Genomic DNA, 16,616 nt, shown 5'->3' with positions numbered 1-16,616 from the left:
AGCGAGGGAGAAGAATTCATGGGCTATTTATTGCATGTGGGCGCCACGGTGATTTGCGCCCATTCGGGCCAGGCGCAGGCGACGGTTCCCAATATGCGCGTCAAGGTGAATAACCAGCAGATCGTGACGCAAACGGAGCCTTTTACAGTGGCAGGTTGCAAGCTGACACCGCAGGCAGGAGGCCCCTGCGCAACGGCCCAGTGGACTACCGCCGCGACCCGCGTAAAGGCGGGGAATATGCCGGTTTTGTTGCAGGATAGCCAGGCGACCTGTACGCCGACCGGCACACCGCTCACGGTTGTAACGACCCAGACTCGGGTGAAGGGGATTTGATGAACTCGATGGGGATCGGGGAATTACGCTGGTGAATTACGTTCAATGAGTTGCAATGATGGATTCGAGCGATGGGTTACGCTTCGCTCCACCCATCCTACAGCGCCAAACCAGCGCAACGGTAGGATGGGTGAAGGCTGAAAGCCGAAACCCATCAAATAGCCATCAGGAGCCCTGGGAGACATCGGGATAAACGGAAAACCCAACCCGGAGACGGTCGTGATACCCAACCGTCAGGTTGCAAAGAAGTAAAACGGAACTTCAAGCTCGCAAGTTGTAGAAGAGGAGCAAGAGAAACAATGCAAATTGATTTTCCCTTCCATTTCGACAGCCGTGGCCGTACCGCTGCTACACATGACGCGGATCACATTCGCGATATGATCGAGCAGTTTATCTTCACAAGTCCTGGAGAGCGCGTCAACCGCCCGGATTTTGGGAGCGGGTTGCTGGGGATGGTGTTTGAACCTAATAGTCCGGAATTGGCAACTGCCTTGCAGTTCACGATACAGGCCGGCCTGCAGCGTTGGCTGGGGGATCTCATCGAGGTGCGCAAACTCGAAGTCACCAGCCGTGACTCTTCGCTCACGGTGGAGATCATCTATATCCTGCGGCGCACGGGCGAAATCCGTAACGAGACCTTCACGCGGGGGGTGCCAGGTGAACGGTAACGATCTGATCTGCCGGGTCGAAGAGCGCCGCAACAAGCTGTTCGGCAATTCCGACTGGAACGGCATGGATTTTCTTGAGGTGTCGGCGGACCAGCGTTCTCTATGCGTGCATTTTTTTGGCACGGTGCCTGAAAATATAACAGCGAAGAACGTGCGGATCGAAGGCGGCAATCGCATCCGCGGCATAAAGTGCCTTGCTGTGAGGATTGATCGCGCGCATGATGAGGAGCTCGACGATTGCCTTTACATTACCCTTGACAGGCCTGGCGACTTTTCCACCTACCGCTTGTGCCTCGTGGAGGACGAATCGGCGGAAACGGAGGAAGGCCGATACCAGCAAGAAGAGGAAAAAGGGGCGAGCAACAGCCCCCGCTCCTTGCAGGGTTTTGATCCGCGCTATGCTTGCCTCGAGTTCAGCTTTAAAGTCGATTGTCCGAGTGATCTCGACTGCAAGACAGATCCCGCCTGCCCACCTGAAACATTTCTCGCTCCCGAGATCAATTATCTTGCAAAGGACTACGCAAGCTTTCGCCAGCTGATCCTGGATCGTCTTGCCCTCACCATGCCGGATTGGCGGGAGCGCCACATCCCCGACATCGGCATTACGCTGGTCGAGTTGCTCGCATACGTGGCGGATTACCTCAGCTATTACCAGGATGCGGTAGCGACCGAGGCATATCTTGATACCGCAAGGCAGCGCATTTCAGTGCGCCGCCACGCCCGGCTGGTGGACTACCGCATGCACGAGGGGAATAATGCCCGTTCCTGGGTTACTGTGTGGACAGCTGCCAATCTTCCACCCCTGCGCGCGAAAGATTTTTACTTTATTACCGGCTTTCGGGATATCAGAACGACTAGTGGCAACGTAGTCAATCAGGAGTACTTGAATCGTGTGCCGGGTAATTTGTACGAAGTATTTGAGCCGCTGACTTCAGTACCTGATGAGGAACTCAACTTCCGCGCCGCACACAGCGAGATGTATTTCTATACCTGGGGTGACAACGAATGTTGTTTGCCCAAGGGCACGATCCGCGCCACATTGCTGGATGAAGCGCAAGCAACCAGCGAGCCGCAGCCAGGAGAGGAATCATTCCTCGAGAGGGAGCCAGAGACCACTGGCGACAGGATACCCGAAACAGGGGAAACCGGGGCTGAAACGCGGGTTGGAGGCTATGCCAAGGCTGAGCCACCCGAGCCTGCGGAATCCTACGAGCAATCAAAATCTCACTCCGACCAGCGACCCGGAGCCTATAAAGAGAAGGAGGCCGAATCTGACAAGGAGACAGCCGCCTACAAACCCATCGAACCCTCGGGAGATGCCGGCGCCGGCAACCCCCCACGCGCTCAGGACGCAAGCCCAGCTAAAAAACCGGCACCTCAGCGAATACTCAATCTCCAGCCGGGCGACGTGCTGATTTTCGAAGAGGTGCTCGGACCCACTACGAATAACCCCGCCGATGCGGATCCTTCCCGTCGTCATGCCGTTCGGCTGACAAAGGTCACACCGTCAATAGACGGCTTGCTCGACAAGCTCGTACTGGAGATCGAGTGGGCATTTGAGGATGCCCTGCCCTTCTCTCTCTGCCTCTCCGCGCGGATGCCCGCACCTGATTGCCGGCGCATCGGTAACATGAGTGTGGCGCGAGGCAATGTCGTCCTCGTCGATCATGGCCGCCATGTCGACGAGCCGGTGGGGCCGGTGGAAACAAAGACGATTATTCATGAGTGTGCGTGCGAGGGCAGCGTAACAGAGAGCACCATGATGGCTGCCCGATTTAATCCGGCACTGAAACATGCGCCGCTCACCTTTGGCGAGCCGTTGCCGCCGGTCGCTCCCGCTTCTGCATTGTTGGCGCAGGATCCGCGACGCGCCCTGCCCCGCCTTCGTCTGCCGGAGTTTGTGGAAGATGAGGCTTCCGCTGCTGGTTCTGTCTGGCTACCCGAATATGACCTTCTCGATAGCGCTGCTGAAGATCGGCACTTTGTTGCCGAGACAGATGATGATGGGCGCGCGCGCCTGCGCTTCGGCGATGGCGATCTGGGCCGGGTCCCGGCTGCAGGGGTACGTTTCATGGCGGAGTATCGGGTAGGCAACGGCCCCGCCGGAAACGTGGGGCGGGATACCATCAACTATCTGGTGCTGCGCGAAAGCACGTTGAGCGCAGACTTGATTCTCCCCCGCAATCCGTTGCCTGCCTTCGGCGGGACTGCACCTGAACCGGCGGCGGAGGTGAAGCTGTTTGCGCCACATGCGTTTCGCACAGGACTCGAACGCGCCATCACCGCCGAAGATTACGCAACATTGGCCGCGCGAAATTCAAATGTTCAGAACGCGATGGCGGAGTTGCGCTGGGCAGGCAGTTGGTATGAGGCGCGCGTGGCGGTTGATCCCCTATACAAGGAGGAGGCGATGGACGAAGCCGGCAGTCCATTACTCGCGGAGATAACAGAATATCTCTACCGTTACCGCCGTATGGGCCATGATCTTGCCGTTACGCCCGCCCACCTGGTTCCGCTCCGTCTCGCGATGGAAGTCTGCGTGCTGCCGCAATATGCGCGGAGTCAGGTAAAGCGCGAGCTCCTCAGGGTTTTCAGCAGTACGGGCGGAGTAAAGATTGGCGAGGGGAGGCAGGGATTTTTTCACCCCGATAACCTGAGTTTCGGCGGAGGCGTCCACCTCTCGCAACTGATCGCTATCGCCAAGTCAGTGGAAGGCGTGGAAACTGTCAGGGTAATGGAATTGCAGCGGCTTGGCATTACCGGCAGGAATGCGCTTGAAACCGGCGTGCTGGCGCTTGGCCCGATGGAGATTGCGCAGCTGGATAACGACCTGAGCTTTCCGGAGAACGGCAGACTGGAATTGACATTGAGAGGTGGGAAATGAAACAGCCCTGCGATTGCTGTGAAGGCCCCGACGTTCTCACCCCGCTCCCCGCGGACAACCGGCCGGGGTTGAGCAAGTTGCGATATCGCGCAGGGACTCACGGCACTTTTTTCGAAACCATGCGTGCGCGATTGTCGAGCCTGGATTTCCCTGAGCTCGCGGCCCTGAAAACGCGGGAAAGGAGCGATCCCGCCATGGCGCTGCTCGACGCGTGGGCCACTGTGGCCGATGTGCTGACTTTTTACCAGGAGCGTATCGCCAACGAGGGCTACCTGCGCACTGCCACAGAGCGGCGTTCGATACTCGAACAGGCTCGATTGGTCGGTTACCGCTCCCGGCCCGGCGTTGCAGCAAGCGTATACCTGGCCTATACGATTGAAAAGGACATGCTGCCGGTCGAGATACCCAGAGGTGCAAAGGTCAATAGTATTCCCGCGCCCGGCGAACAAATGCAGGCTTTCGAGACTTCGGAGCCCCTTATGGCGCGTCATGAATGGAATGCGTTGAAACCACGGATGACACAGCCGCAGACACCTCGATCTATCCTGCAACCTCGATCTATCCAGCAGCCCGGCGGTTCAGTGTACTTGAAAGGCATATCGACCAATCTGAAGCCCAACGATGTATTGCTGATGGATTTTGGGATTGATGGAGCCGATCCCCTCCCGTTTCGCGTTTACGAAATCAAGCCTGACAGTAAGGCGGACCGCACCCAGGTGTTTTTCCGCTCATGGAACGGTGGTGACCCTGCCCGTCAGATAATCGAAGAGTTAGCGAAAACTTGTGACTCAAGAGGCCACGATCTACCCGAAGCATACAATGCACTGAAAATAAGGAACAGGATCGGGCAAGAATTGACTGATCGGTTGAATGCCCGCGCCACGACTCAAGAATTGACAGAATATTTGCGATATCTGTACCCCAAGCTATCGCTATGGGAGCAAGGGGTGAAGAACGTACGAGAAAAAATGAAAAACGGTGAGACCGAGGAACAAATTATTTCCTGGGTCAACCATGTAACTGCCCTGCTCGCCGGTGCACTGAACGTGCTTGGCAATGATGCGATTAAACGCCCAAGCCGAGTAGAGGCAACAACCGCCGTCAAGCCAGCACCTGGCCAGGAAAACATAGAATTATTTCTGGGTCAACTAAAAGCGCCGCCTTCGATTCCGCCTGCAAATGCAAAGGAACTGGCGCGCCCAGTGAAAAGCACGTTTTCCGCACAAGCGGAAATCTTTCCAAAGCTGATATCGACACTTTCGCCGCGTTTGAACTCTACGTTATATCCAGCCTTGGGCAATGCCGAGGTAACAGAAAAGCCGGGAATTAAAGTCTACGCGCTGCGCAAGGCGGCGTCATTGTTTGGGCACAATGCGCCAAAAGAACCTCGATATGAGCCGTATTACACCGAAGAGGAACAGGAAAAGGGACCAGGGACGTTTAATCCCCACGCCGGCAATTTGAGACCGCAAAACGAGTGGTGCGAATGGGCGCTCGCAAACGACGAAAAAGCAAATATAGCTTATTTGGATACAGTCTATGAGCAAGTTCTGTCAGGGAGTTATGCCGTGATCCAACGTCAAAAGCAAAACTGCGAGGCGGAGGGTGAATATGTTCCAATTGTGAAAAACATTACGCACGCAGTAGCTATCTCTCGTGGAGAGTACGGGTTAACGGCCAAAACAACCAGACTAACATTCGCCGAGAAGTGGTGGGACGCAAAAAGAGAAAGAGCTGCGCCTCTCGAACAGTCTTCCCTAGAAGCACTTCCGTGCCCGGAAAAGGATGATTTCAAGCTCGTGCGCACCACTACGGTGTATTGCCAGAGCGAAGAGTTGGCTCTAGCGGAGGAACCCGCTCAATACGAAATTTGTGGCGATGAGGTCGAATTGGATGGGGTTTACGATGGTCTCGAGCCCGGCCGATGGATGATCGTTTCAGGTGAGCGAACGGACCTTGCTGGGACGAGTGGCATAACGGCAAGCGAGCTAGTGATGCTGGCAGAAGTAGTACAAAAAACTCAAACAACAACCCAAATTGTGGGCATGGACCACGGTGATAACAAAAATAAAGAGAAGCCATTACCCGGCGACAAGCTCCACACCTTCATCAAGTTCGACAAAAAACTCGCGTATTGTTACAAGCGGGAAACGGTCACGATATATGCTAATGTAGTGAAAGCGACGCATGGTGAGACGCGGAGGGAGGTACTGGGAAGCGGGGATGCGTCGAAGGCATTTCAGTCATTCGAGCTGAAGCAATTCCCGCTTACTTATGTTTCGGCTCCTACTGTCTCCGGTATCGCGAGCACGCTGGAAGCACGCGTGAACGATATCGAATGGCACGAGGCCGGGAATCTATCCGCGCTGGGGGAGCGTGACCGGAAGTTCATTACCTTTCAAAATGACGACGAGAAAACGACAATTACATTCGGCAACGGCGAGCGTGGCGCGCGGTTGCCTACGGGCCAGGAGAACATCAGGGCGGTTTATCGCAGTGGCATTGGCAAACCCGGAAACGTACGGGCTAGCCAGATCAGTTTGCTCGCAACTCGTCCGCTGGGCGTGAAAGCGGTCATCAACCCTATCCGCGCCTCTGGTGGAGCGGATAAGGAAAGCCGGGATCAAGCGCGCAAAAATGTGCCGCTTGCTTTGCTTGCGCTGGACCGTCTCGTTTCGACATCGGATTACGCCGATTTCACCCGTACCTTTGCCGGGATCGGCAAGGCTGCCGCTATCCGCTCGACTGGCGGGCGCCAGCACTTTGTACAGGTAACCATTGCCGGAGCGGAAGACATACCCATCGACGAGAGTTCTGACCTCTACCGCAATCTGAACGCAGCCCTGCACCGCCATGGGGACCCGCATATGCCGATTCAGCTCAAGGTGCGCGAGCGGCTGGCTTTGGTAATAAGCGCGAACGTAAGGATTCATCCGGACCATTTATGGGAGATTCTCGAACCGAAAATAAGAACCGCAATGCTCGAAGCGTTCGGCTTCGAGAAGCTGGAGCTAGGCGAAGATTTGTTGCTGGCCGAAGCCGTCAGGGTGATCCAGAATGTTCGGGGCGTGATTTACGTCGACGTTGATGTATTTGACAAGATTTCTGAAACAGAGCTTCTGGCAGGATTCTCTGTTTCGGCGCCCGCGGGGCAGCGGGAGGAAGCTGCCAAGCCTGTCATGCCCAAGCTTCTGCACCGCATACCGATCGAAGCGAACCAGCTCGCCTACCTGGCGCCGGAAGTGCCGGATACCTTGATTTTGCAGGAAATCAAGACATGAACGAATCGCCAGACAGGTTGTACGAATTGCTGCCCGCCGTGCATCGGGTACGCGACGCCGAAAGGGGCTATCCACTACGTGCGCTGCTTCGGGTTATCGGCGAACAGGCCGATGTGATCGAGAAGGATATTGCGCGGCTTTATGATAACTGGTTTATCGAAACGTGCGATGACTGGGTCGTTCCCTACATCGGCGATTTGATCGGCTATCGAGCTGTGCAGGACGTTTCAAACGCGGGCACGAAATCATCTGCGGAAGCAACGCGGAGCCTGAACAAGGTTTTAGTTCCGCGGCGGGACGTTGCCGCCACCCTGGGCTCGCGCCGGCGTAAAGGCACGCTTGCCTTGCTCGAACTGCTTGCAAATAACGTGACGGGGTGGCCGGCCCGGGCGGTAGAGTTCTACACTTTGCTGGGCTGGACTCAGCACCTGGACCACCAGCGGCGCGACCGTGGGCGAACGGCTGACTTGCGCGATGGCCATGCCCTTGACCTCGTTAATACGCCGTTCGAACAGCTGGCGCACACGGTGGATGTACGGCGCATTCAATCCCGGCACTCGTCCGGACGCCACAATATCCCCACCGTTGGAGTATTTGTGTGGCGCCTCAGGTCATATTCGGTGACGCACGCGCCAGCCTATTGCGTGGAGAACCAGGGAGCACAGTATTTCACGTTCAGTGTGCTGGGGAATGACAGCCCCCTCTATACCAGGCCTGAGCCTCAAGGGGATCCGACTCACATTGCTGACGAGGTCAATCTTCCCACGGCGATTCGCCGAAGGGCGTTGGAAGAGCGGCTAGGTTTGCGGCCATTAAGGGCAAAGGCTTCGGCAACCTATTACGGCGCTCAAAAAAGCATAGCCATCTACGCGCCGGGCTGGCCCGCCAAGGGAGCGCCCCAACCGATTCCAGCAAATCTTGTTATTCCTGCCGATCTTACAGACTGGCATTATCGGGCTCCACGGCAGCGAGTGGCAGTGGACCCGGTGTTGGGGCGTATTGTCTTTCCAGATAAGCAGTTACCGAAGCACGGCGTGTGGGTTACCTATCACTATGCCTTCAGCGCCGATATGGGTGGCGGAGAGTATCCGCGAGTTTTGTCTCAGCCTGCCAGCTTCGCGCTTTACCGGGTGACGAAAGACAAGCCCGGGCCAGACACATCGGAGACTATTAATGCGGCACTTGTAAGATGGCGAACGGATCAGACGGCGCTGGGTCCTGAACCGGATTTGACGGAAGAGAAAGAGTTGTGGCGGCAGGCAAAGGAAGAGTTGCGCGCTGCGGTAATCCAGATCGAGGATAGCTCGGTATATAGCGAGTCGCTAACGATTGAATTGGAAGCAGGGGAAAGCTTGCAGTTAAGGGCAGCCAATCGGACCCGCCCGATAATCCGGTTGATCGACAACGCAACCGACCGGCCCGACGCCTTTGCGATCTCAGGCAAAAAGGCCAGCCGTTTCAAGCTCGATGGATTGATGGTGGCCGGGCGAGGCCTGCAGGTCAACGGCCCTGATTGTTCGGATCGCGAACGCGCCGCGGAAGGTGACCTCTGCGATGTGATCATTCGCCACTCAACCCTTATTCCGGGGTGGGAGCTTGAATCCGGCTGCGAGCCAAAGCGGCCAAACGAGCCCAGCCTGGAGCTATTCCAGACGCGGGCAAAAATTATCGTCGAGGCAAGCATTATCGGCTCGATTTATGTATCCGCCAATGAAGTGCAGACCGACCCGGTCGACATCTCGATTAGCGACAGCATTGTTGATGCAACAAGTGAAGCGCTTGTGGCAATCGGGGCGCCATGCCTGCCGCTGGCTTTTGCACGATTGTCGATCGTCCGTAGCACCGTGATTGGCGCGGTCAATACGCATGCGATCATGCTGGGAGAGAACTCGATCTTCATGAGCCTGGTTCGGGTTGGCCGCCGCCAGACCGGATGCATGCGCTTTTGCTACGTTACCCCCGATTCGCGCACGCCACAAAGGTATCACTGTCAACCAGACCACGTCGTCGCCGCGCTGAATGATCTCGAACCAACCCTCGCAGCCGACGAGAAGGAGAAAGCCAGGCAACGCGAATCTGAGCGTGTGCGCCCCCGTTTTGGAAGCATCCACTACGGCATGTCCGCCTACTGCCAGCTTGCGCCAGATTGCGCGGAAGAGATTTCAGCCGGAGCGGAGGATGAATCAGAGATGGGTGTATTCCACGATCTGTTTAGTCCGCAAAGAACTGCAAACCTGCGCGCCCGGCTTGATGAATATACGCCTGCTGGCATGGAAGCCGGCATTTTGCTTGAAAACTAGGAGAAAAAAATGAAGGGCGATTTTTCACGCGACACATTCGATCCCAGCAAGCACTTTAGCCGGGTGCTGATGCAGCAAGGCCGCGTTCAACTAGACGCTGACTGGAATGAACAGAATGCCATTCTCCTGCATTACCTGCGCACGCTGGCAAAGGATATTTTGGGGGCGCATGCAGGGCCTGCGGATCCTGGTGAACGTGGTTTCGAGATTATCACAAACAAAGCAGCTAAATGTAGCGATACAATCAATAACTTTCCAACAGAACAAAATCGGAAGGAAGAGTTGAATACCGCGGTTCGCGATCGCGGCGATATCGTAATCGGCCCCGGCCGTTATTATGTCGAAGGCATTCTCGTGGAGAATGACCAGGCCATCCTTTACAGCGAGCAGTTGGCGCTACCTGCCGAAAACCAGCCGGAGCTCGATGTTATACGGAATTGCAACGAAGGACTGTTGTTTTATCTTGACGTATGGGAGCGGCATATCACGCACGTCGAGGACGCGGATATTCGTGAGGTGGCGCTGGGCGGACCTGACACCTGCAGCCGCAGTCAAGTAGTATGGCAAGTGAAAGTGTTGTTCAGCGGTAGCTCCTTCTGGCCAAGTAGCGATTCGCCGTCAGAAGAGCCACTTAAAAACTTTAATCTTCCCCCACTGGGTACAGGCAGGTTGCGCGCTCGTACCGGGGACCGTGACACTACAGCTGATCAGCTATGCGCCGTCTCGCCCCGGTCGCGCTACCGCGGAGCGGAGAATCAGTTGTATCGCGTCGAGATACACTGTGGCGGTAGCGCCCACGACCCCGGCGGTGATTCTCTCGCTACATTCGCGACATTCAAATGGTCGAGGGAGAACGGTTCCGTTACCTTTCCAGTAGTCGAAATCCACGAAACGACCGGAAGGCTGGAGCAGACCGTAACGCTGGAGCACTTGGGCCTCGACCGATCCCTGGGCCTCAAGCCTGGAGATTGGGTCGAGTATATGGACGAGCGAATTGCCATGAGTGCGCAAGCCGGTCCGCTCATCAAGGTTAAAGCAATTAATGGCGTGGATCTGACCGTGACGCTATCGGTGGCCGCCGATACGGCTCTTCCCTGTAATTCCGAACCGGAGCGGGGAAAAAACCTGCATCCTTTCCTCCGACGGTGGGATCACAGCGGTGAGGGCTGCATAAACGGGGCTCTCATGTTGAAAGGTGAAGCAGAGGCAAAAAACGGTTGGATTGATCTCGAAGATGGAATACAGATCTGGTTTTCACGGAAGGGAGATTATCGAGTGGGGGATTATTGGCTCATCCCTACTAGAGTTGTGACGGGTGATGTGGAATGGCCCGATGAAGTGAACGCGAAAGGCGAACTGATACGAGACGAGAATCAAAAACCTATCCCTGCCGCTGTTGGTCCTGTGGGGCCACGGCACTACTACGCGCCATTATGTCTGATAAAGCCGGACATCGAGCCGCAGGATTGCCGGCGACCTATCGGTCAAACAGGCATGGGTTAGCAGCGGCTATAACGGGCAGCGCTATATTTAAACCTTGTGATTTTTGGTGCCCGGAGCCGGAATCGAACCGGCATGGGCGATTAAGCCCGAGGGATTTTAAGTCCCTTGTGTCTACCAATTTCACCATCCGGGCAATTGATCTGAACGGTTAATTGTAACCCGAAGTAAGGAAAACCGGATATATGTTCAGCTACCCGATGTTCACGGTAACTCTTCCTCATCCTGGTCCAGGCTGGCCGAATCGACGGACACAAGAGCTAGGTAAAGGAAGGAGGGACGACACAAGAAGCAGGTGCGCTTGCCATACGTCCGGCGGAGCCAATCAAAATTCATTCAGGTATATGGAATTACGCTTCCCAACGCAAAAAAAGGGGGCCGATCGGCCCCCATCTGGTAACACAACTCCTGGATCACACACGGCGGCGACGGACCATCACGCTTAACAGGCCAAGACCGCCAAGCAACATCGCGTAGCTTTCAGGTTCCGGTATGGGAGCAAGGAAGCCCCGAATCTCGCCCCCAGGGAACTCGCTGGTATGGATATTTGCGTACGCGGTTCCGCTGTCCAGTCCCGCCACCAGTGTATTGAATGCATTCACAGCCGATCCTCCATTGGCTGCAAGAAATGGCGGGTTGTAGCTTGAATCAACGTTCATGTCGAGGGTTTGATCGTGGCTGCCGGCCGTCACACCCAACGGGAATCCGGGAAACGCTGGCATTGGGGTTGCGACACCCGCGAGCCCGGTATTTGGGACAGACGTACAGCAATGAATGTGCGAAGCTGTGGTCTCTGCCAAGAGGCCGCTAAAGCTCTCCTCAACGCGCATGGTACGCAGTTCCGTATCGATGGTAACTGTCGCCGTACCGAGAGCGGGAGACATATTCGAAGGCTCCTCGCTCAAACCGTTGAGCTCGGCTGTATAAATTATCGTTTCAGCGGCGGCTGGCATGGCTACTGCAGCCGTAAATAGACATCCTGCAACTAATATGTTGAGTTTCATGGCTATTATCCTCCTTTAAGGTAATTGGACCGCCACGCGTTACGGAGACGCGAATAATTAGTGGACATGAACGAGTAGTTGGGTCAGGAATACGATGATTCCCGATTAATCATAGTACACATCGAAACCGGTTTTTCAATAGACCATATGGCTGCTTATGAAGGTTACAGAAGAGTTACACTTCTGTACGGTTCAGCTTTCGATAAACGACGTACTGGAGCTGCGGTTAATTCAGCATCCCAAAATAATAGATGTGTCCGCGCCCCGCTCCGGAACCAGTCCGAACAGAAGACCACAACAGATTAATGAAAAGATGTTTTTCACTTTCGGCTCATGCAGGTATATTTACAACCTCTGATGAGCACAACAAATAAAAGGTTTTTCCATCTGAATGATGCAGGTCCATATATTTAAAAACTTGACCATCAAATCGCGCTTGATCTTTACCCTGTCCTTCCTGGTAGCATTCCTGCTCGGAATGGGAATAATCGGGCTGTTCGGGATGAGCAATGCGATTGAGGGCTTGCGGAGCGTATATCACGATCGAGCCATTCCGCTCAGCCAGGTGGGGTATATCGAGTCTCTCCTATTGAAAAACCGCCTCGCGGTCACGTCGGCGCTGGTTCTGCCCACGGCGGATACCATCGATAAAAAAACAACGCAGGTCGAAAAGAATACGGCGGAAATAAGGGAGACCTGGCAAGCGTATAAAGAGACGCACCTGACCCCGGTGGAACAAAAACTTGCAGCAAAATTCGCCGAAGACCATCGGACATATGTCACCGAAGGTCTCGTCCCGGCAGTTGCCGCTTTACGCGCAAATAAAATCGGGGAGGCGAACCGTATTCTCGTCGAAAAAATTCGTCCCCTGTATATACCGGTCGGCGAGACCATTGACGCACTTGTTTTGCTGCAAGTAGACGAAGCCAGAAGAAAATATGATCAGGAACAACAACGCTACAAGAACATTCGCAACATTCTCGTCGCCTCGATAATAATTGCACTTGTTCTGGCTGCATTGTTCAGCCGTATGTTCATTCGCGCCGTTTTCCGGCCGCTGGAGGACTTGGTGAGCATTTCGCGCAGCGTTGCCGCTGGTAATTTAAGGCAGGAAATCGAAGTTTTCTCGAACGATGAAATCGGTCAACTCATGCAAGGCTTGAAGGAAATGCGGGATAGCCTGGTGGACACGATCGCTCAGGTTCGCGCCAGCGAAGCACATACCCAGGCTCTGCTGAGTAATTTGATTGACGGTGTCGTCTCAGTGAATGAACAAGGTGCGATCAAAACGGTTAATCCCGCGGCCAAGCGAATTTTTGGTTACCCTGAGAGTGAAATTATCGGGCAAAATATCGGCCAGCTGTTCCCGGAACTGGAGCAAGAGCAAGGCCGCCGCGTCGACTATTTCGGAAAATATCTGGAAATAGAAGGATCCAAAGGGCTCGGAGTGGTTACTGAAGCCGTGGGGCTGCGCAAGAGCGGCGCATTATTCCCTCTGGATCTTGCGGTGGTCGAGATGCACGGCGAGGAACAACGCATGTTTGTCGTCATTCTGCGCGACATCAGTGAACGTAAGCATGCAGAGGAACTGAAAGCAAGCCTGATGTCGGACCTGGAAAGCGCCAACGAGGAGTTGAGGAGTTTCGCCTATGTCGTATCTCACGATCTAAAGGCACCGCTGCGCGCGATTGGTGCGCTGGCGGATTGGCTTTCGACGGACTACGCCGACAAGTTCGATGAAGAAGGCAAAGAACATATGCGCCTTCTTGTCAGCAGGGTGCACCGTATGGGGAACTTGATCGATGGCATTCTGCAATATTCGCGCGTAGGGCGGGTCAGGGAAACACCAGTGGCAGTAGATGTGGGAGAGATGGTGCAAGACGTGATTGACCTCCTCGATCCTCCGCCTAATGTTACCATTACGGTTGAAAATGCCCTGCCGACCGTCGTCATAGAACCAACTCGCATCCAACAGATATTTCAAAACCTGCTTTCCAACGCCATCAAATACATGGATAAACCCCTGAGCGAGATTCGTATTGCGTGCAGCGCTCAGGGCGAGCAGTGGAAGTTTAGCGTTACCGATAATGGGCCGGGTATTGAATCCCGCCATTTCGAAAAGATCTTTCAGCTATTTCAGACGCTCGCCCCCCGGGATCGAATAGAAAGCACCGGTGTGGGTCTGGCTCTGGTAAAAAAAATTGTGGAAATGTATGGGGGCCACATCTGGATCGAATCCGCGGTGGGTGAAGGCAGCACATTCTTCTTCACCCTCCCTCAAGCTATAGCAAATCGCAACTCGAATTAAAGGAAAACAGAAAACGTGAAAATTACCAACAAACCCATTCTCCTTGTGGAAGACGATAAAGTGGATACCATGACGGTCATACGTGCCCTCAAGGAGATCCATGTAACGAATCCCCTCGTGCATCTGGAAAACGGCGAGGAAGCGGTAAATTATCTTCGGGAACCAGCAAGTGAAAAGCCCTGCATTATCTTGCTTGATCTGAACATGCCCATCATGAATGGTATCGAATTCCTGCACGTAGTGAAGAATGATGGCCAGCTGAAGCGTATCCCGGTAGTGGTGTTGACCACGTCTGAGGAACAGCAGGACAAGGTAAACAGTTTTAATATGGGCGTTGCTGGGTATATGGCCAAACCGGTTGATTACCGGCAATTCGTTGAAGTCATGCGCTCCATCGACGCATACTGGACCATCAGTGAAATGCCGTAACAAGATTCTAGCGGGACGCTCTCCGGGACTCCTGTCACCTCTGGTTCTCCTATGTCCAAACCACTGATTCGCGTACTCCTTGTCGAAGACGATGCTGTGGATCGCATGGCGTGCCGTCGCGCCCTGGCGCGGAACCTGGACTACGAATTCCTGCTTTCCGAAGCGGAATCCGGACAGGAGGGGTTACAACTCGCTCATGAGCAGCAACCGGATTGTGTTCTGCTCGACTATCACTTGCCGGACCTCAATGGGCTGGAGTTCCTGGCTGCGTTGACAGATGATACCGGTGCGGTTTCCATACCCGTGATGATGCTCACAGGCACAGACAACGCCACAATCGCGGTAGAGGCGATGAAGCGTGGCGCCAGGGATTACCTGATCAAGGATGTAGAGCATCAGTACCTTGAACTGCTGCCCGCCGTTATCCAGCGCGTGCTGAGCGAACGCCGCATGTTGACGGAAAAGAAACTCGCGGAAGATAAGCTGGCCCAGGCAGAGGCTAAATATCGCTCGTTGGTCGAGACAATTCCGGCCATCGTTTATATCGCTGCACTGGATGGCACCAACCGCTTCCTTTACGTCAGCTCCCGAATCGAAATGCTCGGGTTTCCTCCGGAGCAATGGCTGAACGATCCCGACGTCCTCCTTGCCCGGACTCACCCAGACGACCGGCAGCGCACACTTGAGGAACGCGCAAAGAGTCGCGCAACCGGAGCCCCCTTGCGTTGTGAATACCGGCTGCTTTCCCATGGTGGAACAGTTTTATGGTTTCGCGATGAAGCGAGCGTGGTACACGACGAGTCGGGGCGTTCACTGTTCCTTCAGGGTATCCTGGTCGACATTACCGAAAGCAAGCAGGCGGAAGCGGAATTGCGGGAACACCGCTATCGCCTGGAGGAACTGGTGGCAAAGCGCACAGATGAGCTAGCGAGGGTAAACGCGGAATTGCGCCGCGATATTGCTGAACGCAAGCTGATTGAAACAGAACTCACCAAAGCCAAGACGGACGCGGAAAAGGCCAATTTTGCGAAATCGGAATTCCTTTCCAGCATGAGCCACGAATTGCGCTCCCCTCTCAATGTCATGCTTGGTTTTTCCCAGTTGATGGAGTCGAGCACGCCGCCGCCCACATTCACGCAAATGACCATGCTCAAGGAGATTAATGCTGCAGGGTGGTATCTACTGGAATTGATCAATAAAATCCTTGATCTCGCCACCATCGAATCGGGCAAGCTCATCGTGTCGCAGGAACCTATGTGCCTGGGTGAGGTCATGGTCGAATCCCGGACGATGGTCGAACCGCAAGCTCAGGAGCATGGCATTCAACTGATCTTTCCCCCGGCGGACATGCATTTCTTTGTTAAAGCCGATCGAACGCGGGTGAAACAGGTCCTGATCAATCTTCTGTCAAACGCAATCAAATACAACCGCGAGGGCGGTACTGTTGAAGTCACCTGTGACATGATTGCACCTGAGCGTATCCGGGTCAGTGTCAGGGATACAGGAACAGGATTGCCCCCGGAAAAACTGACGCAGCTTTTTCAGCAATTCAATCGGCTTGGCCAGGAAGCCGGCTCGGTAGAAGGCACAGGTATTGGCCTGGTGGTGACAAAGCAACTGATCGAACTGATGGGAGGCGAAATCGGCGTGGAAAGCACGGTTGGCGTAGGCAGCGTGTTCTGGTTCGAACTGATGTCGGATGCTGCCCCCGAACTTCGAACGGCAGGAAGTAAAAACGAAGAATTCGGCACTGAAGGTTAGGCCTGCAACGTAACTCAATCAACCCGGGAAGCTCGATATGGGCCCACAAAGGCAAGAGAGAAACTCGCTTATGGCACGCAACTTGATCTGATGGTTATCGTTAAATGGACATAATGTCCCTTCAGGGGCAATTATCAGCCATGCCGAA

Annotated in this window: 10 protein-coding genes and 1 tRNA gene; 9 read left to right on the top strand and 2 right to left on the bottom strand. The window is 54.7% G+C overall.

The window, feature by feature from the left end; all coding sequences use genetic code 11:
* Positions 1 to 18: 18 nt before the first annotated feature.
* From BMZ14_RS02515 to BMZ14_RS02490, 6 genes are all read left to right on the top strand, one after another.
* A complete protein-coding gene (locus BMZ14_RS02515) occupies positions 19 to 333 on the top strand; it encodes a PAAR-like protein (protein ID WP_074794243.1) in 315 nt (104 codons plus the stop codon).
* 299 nt (positions 334 to 632) lie between these two features.
* Positions 633 to 1,001, top strand: a complete 369-nt coding sequence (locus BMZ14_RS02510) for a GPW/gp25 family protein (protein WP_074794240.1) — start codon at positions 633 to 635, stop codon at positions 999 to 1,001.
* The gene (locus tag BMZ14_RS02505; protein ID WP_074794237.1) at positions 991 to 3,885 is read left to right on the top strand and encodes a putative baseplate assembly protein; all 2,895 of its coding nucleotides are present in this window, start codon (positions 991 to 993) and stop codon (positions 3,883 to 3,885) included. Before BMZ14_RS02510 ends, BMZ14_RS02505 begins: the two co-directional genes overlap by 11 nt.
* Positions 3,882 to 7,166, top strand: a complete 3,285-nt coding sequence (locus tag BMZ14_RS02500) for a putative baseplate assembly protein (protein WP_074794234.1) — start codon at positions 3,882 to 3,884, stop codon at positions 7,164 to 7,166. Before BMZ14_RS02505 ends, BMZ14_RS02500 begins: the two co-directional genes overlap by 4 nt.
* Positions 7,163 to 9,466 (top strand): hypothetical protein, encoded by a 2,304-nt coding sequence (locus tag BMZ14_RS02495; RefSeq protein WP_074794231.1) that lies wholly within the window; start codon positions 7,163 to 7,165, stop codon positions 9,464 to 9,466. The genes BMZ14_RS02500 and BMZ14_RS02495 overlap by 4 nt, the downstream gene beginning before the upstream one ends.
* A gap of 9 nt (positions 9,467 to 9,475) precedes the next feature.
* Positions 9,476 to 10,969: a DUF6519 domain-containing protein gene (locus tag BMZ14_RS02490; RefSeq protein ID WP_074794228.1), complete on the top strand. Its 1,494-nt coding sequence runs from the start codon at positions 9,476 to 9,478 to the stop codon at positions 10,967 to 10,969.
* A 44-nt stretch (positions 10,970 to 11,013) separates the two neighbouring features.
* Here BMZ14_RS02490 and BMZ14_RS02485 read toward each other — a convergent pair.
* Together BMZ14_RS02485 and BMZ14_RS02480 are read right to left on the bottom strand one after the other, a co-directional pair.
* Positions 11,014 to 11,102, bottom strand: a tRNA-Leu gene (locus tag BMZ14_RS02485).
* Between the two features lie 277 nt (positions 11,103 to 11,379).
* Positions 11,380 to 11,970, bottom strand: a complete 591-nt coding sequence (locus tag BMZ14_RS02480) for a CHRD domain-containing protein (RefSeq protein WP_074794225.1) — start codon at positions 11,968 to 11,970, stop codon at positions 11,380 to 11,382.
* A 418-nt stretch (positions 11,971 to 12,388) separates the two neighbouring features.
* On the opposite strand from BMZ14_RS02480, the gene BMZ14_RS02475 reads away from it, so the two are divergent.
* Genes BMZ14_RS02475 through BMZ14_RS02465 form a run of 3 tightly spaced genes read left to right on the top strand, consistent with a single transcriptional unit; the run spans position 12,389 to position 16,468 of the window.
* Entirely contained in the window at positions 12,389 to 14,278 is a 1,890-nt protein-coding gene (locus tag BMZ14_RS02475) for a Tar ligand binding domain-containing protein (RefSeq protein WP_256208332.1), read from the top strand.
* A 15-nt stretch (positions 14,279 to 14,293) separates the two neighbouring features.
* Complete coding sequence (locus BMZ14_RS02470; RefSeq protein ID WP_074794222.1) at positions 14,294 to 14,707, top strand: response regulator; 414 nt, start codon at positions 14,294 to 14,296, stop codon at positions 14,705 to 14,707.
* A gap of 51 nt (positions 14,708 to 14,758) precedes the next feature.
* A complete protein-coding gene (locus BMZ14_RS02465) occupies positions 14,759 to 16,468 on the top strand; it encodes a hybrid sensor histidine kinase/response regulator (protein ID WP_074794218.1) in 1,710 nt (569 codons plus the stop codon).
* Positions 16,469 to 16,616: the final 148 nt, after the last annotated feature.

The sequence above is a fragment of the Nitrosospira briensis genome (assembly GCF_900115125.1).
Taxonomy (GTDB): Bacteria; Pseudomonadota; Gammaproteobacteria; order Burkholderiales; family Nitrosomonadaceae; genus Nitrosospira; species Nitrosospira briensis_A.
This window is presented reverse-complemented; position numbering and strand designations above follow the sequence as displayed.

Excerpts from the sequence above, each read along its gene's own strand:
- BMZ14_RS02515 (WP_074794243.1), top strand. The coding sequence starts at position 19 with ATGGGCTATTTATTGCATGTGGGCGCCACGGTGATTTGCGCCCATTCG.
- BMZ14_RS02510 (WP_074794240.1), top strand. The coding sequence starts at position 633 with ATGCAAATTGATTTTCCCTTCCATTTCGACAGCCGTGGCCGTACCGCT.
- BMZ14_RS02500 (WP_074794234.1), top strand. The coding sequence starts at position 3,882 with ATGAAACAGCCCTGCGATTGCTGTGAAGGCCCCGACGTTCTCACCCCG.
- BMZ14_RS02495 (WP_074794231.1), top strand. The coding sequence starts at position 7,163 with ATGAACGAATCGCCAGACAGGTTGTACGAATTGCTGCCCGCCGTGCAT.
- BMZ14_RS02490 (WP_074794228.1), top strand. The coding sequence starts at position 9,476 with ATGAAGGGCGATTTTTCACGCGACACATTCGATCCCAGCAAGCACTTT.
- BMZ14_RS02480 (WP_074794225.1), bottom strand. The coding sequence starts at position 11,970 with ATGAAACTCAACATATTAGTTGCAGGATGTCTATTTACGGCTGCAGTA.
- BMZ14_RS02465 (WP_074794218.1), top strand. The coding sequence starts at position 14,759 with ATGTCCAAACCACTGATTCGCGTACTCCTTGTCGAAGACGATGCTGTG.